General features: G+C 71.0%; 1 protein-coding gene. It reads right to left on the reverse strand.

Annotation, left to right across the window (positions count from 1 at the left end; translation table 11 throughout):
* The coding region (locus tag AC1D01_RS28270) for an immunoglobulin-like domain-containing protein (protein WP_477872326.1) at window positions 1–2,864 on the reverse strand (2,864 nt) is incomplete at both ends.

Consider the following 2,864-nt stretch of genomic DNA (forward strand, 5'->3'; position numbering starts at 1 on the left):
GCGGAGACCGGCGCGGGGACCGAGCCCGTGGAGCCGCCGCGGCCGCCCTCCGCCACCGACGCGGTGGACGCGCTCAGGTTCCCCGTGGTGACGCTGGCGCTGTCGGTGACGGCGGTGCTGGCGGTGCTGCCGGTGGCGAGCTGCTCGTAGTTGGCGCCGCTGTGCGACACGATGCCGACGTTCAGCGGCTGGTCGCCCTGCGCATAGGCGTCGTCGGGGCGCACCACGAACGGCGCGCTGTTGCCGCTGCTCTGGCCGACGGCGATGGTGATGCTCTGGCCGTTCGACAGCGTCAGCACCAGCGGCGAGCCGGTCACCGCGTGGTCGACGTGGGCCGTGTAGACGATGCTGCCGCCCTCGGCGACGCTGGTCGCCGAGGTATTCAGCGTGACCGTCGTCGTGTCGAGGGTGTCGGCGATGGCGGTGACGGCCGCCGTCGGGTCGATGCTCAGCAGGATGCCGCCTCCGCTCGTGCCCTGGATGGTCGCGCTGACGCTGGTCGGGTCGACATAGACGTCGTCGCCGGGCGCCACGGCCACCGTGGCGGTGCCGCTCAGCTGACCGGCAGCGATCGTGATGACCGCGCCGTTCGACAGCGTCACGCCCAGGTCGCTCAACGGCGCCTGCGTCAGCGTCGCGGTGTAGGTGATGGTGCCGCCGGCCTCGGTCAGGCCCGGCGTCGCGCCCAGGCTCACGCTGGCCACGTCGTTGTCGACGATGGCGGTGGTGACGCTGTTCGCACTGCCCACGGCCAGGCTCTCGAAGCCGCCGCCACTCGCGCCGGTCACCGTCACGGTGAAGCTCTCGGTGCCTTCGGCCAGCGCGTCGTCGATGGTCGCCAGGTTGAAGACGGCGCTGCTGCTGCCGGCCGGGATCGTCACTGTCGTGACGCCGGCGTAGTCGCTGCCGTCGGCGGCGACGCCGCTGTAGCTCAGCGTCACGGTCACCGGCGTGGCGGCGACATGGTCCAGCGTCAGCGTGTAGCCGGCGCTCGCGCCTTCGGCGACGCTGCCCGCGCCGCTGATCGACACCGTCGTCACGTCGGCGTCGTCGCTGACGTCCACGCGGGCCGTCGAGCTGCCGTTCACCGCTTCGAAATTGCCGCCGCTGGTGCCGGTGATGCCCGCCGACACCGTCTGCGTGCCTTGCACATGCGCGTCGTCGCCGCGCAGCGCCAGGGCCGCCGTGCTGGCCGAGCTCTGGCCGACCGGGATGGTGACGCTCTGCCCGTTGCTCAGCGTCACGCTGAAGTCGGATCCGGTCACCGCCTGGTTCAGCGTGACGGTGTAGCTGACGGCCGTGCCTTCGGCCACCGCGCCGGCCGAAGCCGTCACCGTGGCGACCACCTGCGTGCCGTTGTCGTTGACGTCGGTGCCGACCGTGCTGCCGGTGGCCAGCGCCTCGAAGTTGCCGCCGGTGTGCGAACTGACGCCGACGTTCAGCGTCTGCGTGCCCTGCGCATAGGCATCGTCCGCGCGCACCGCGAACGGTGCCGTGCTGCCGCTGGTCTGGCCGACCGCGATCGTGATGCTCTGGCCGTTGGTCAGCGTCAGCACCAGGTCCTGCCCGCTCACCGCATGGTCGAGCTCGGCGGTGTAGACGATGCTGCCGCCTTCGGACACCGAAGCGCTCGACGCCTTCAGCGTCACGGTCGTCGCATCGCCGTCGTCGGTGACGTCGGTGCTGACCGTCGACGTGTGGGCCACGGCCTCGTAGTTGCCGCCGCTGGTCGCRCTGACGCCGACGTTCAGCGTTTGCGTACCCTGGGCATAGGCATCGTCGCCGCGCACCGCGAAGGGCGCGCTGTCGGCGCTGCTCTGCCCGACTGGAATCGTGATGGTCTGGCCGTTGCTCAGCGTGACGACGAAGTCCTGGCCGGACACCGGCTGGTTCACCGATGCGGTGTAGACGATGCTGCCGCCTTCGGCCACGGACGCCGTCGACGCACTCAGCGCCACGGTCGTCGTGCTGGCGTTGTCGGTGACGGTGGTCGCCACCGTGCTGCCGGTGGCCAGGTTCTCGTAGTTGGCACCGCTGTGCGACACGATGCCGACGTTCAGCGGCTGGTCGCCCTGCGCATAGGCGTCGTCGGGGCGCACCGCGAACGGCGCGCTGTTGCCGCTGCTCTGGCCGACGGCGATGGTGATGCTCTGGCCGTTCGACAGCGTCAGCACCAGCGGCGAGCCGGTCACCGGGTGGTCGACGCTGGCCGTGTAGACGATGCTGCCGCCTTCGGCGACGCTCGTCGCCGAGGCGTTCAGCGTGACCGTCGTCGTGTCGATCGTGTCGGYGATGCCGGTGACGGCCGCCGTCGGGTCGATGTTCAGCAGGATGCCGCCGCCGCTCGTACCCTGGATGGTGGCGCTGACGCTGGTCGGGTCGACGTAGGCGTCGTCGCCAGGCGCCACGGCCACCGTGGCGGTGCCGCTCAGCTGGCCGGCAGCGATCGTGATGACCGCACCGTTCGACAGTGTCACGCTCAGGTCGCTCACCGCTGCCTGGGTCAGCACGGCGGTGTAGACGATGTTGCCGCCGGCCTCGGTGAGGCCTGACGTGGCCGACAGGCTCAGCGTCGCGCTGTCGTTGTCGACGATGCCGGTGGTGACGCTGCCGTTGGCGGCGCTGACGACCAGGCTCTCGAAGCCGCCTCCGGTGGCCGAGGCCACGCTGACGGTGAAGTGCTCGCTGCCCTCGGCCACGGCGTCGTCCAGCGTCGGGATGCTGAAGCTCGCGCTGCTGCTGCCGGCGGGTATGGTGACGGTGGCGACGCCGGTGTAGTCGCTGCCGTCGGCGGCCGTGCCGCTGTAGCTCAGCGTGACGGTGACCGGGCCTTGCGCCGGGCTGGTCAGCGACAGGGTGTAGCC

The organism is Rhizobacter sp. P3_B12, from assembly GCF_056402895.1.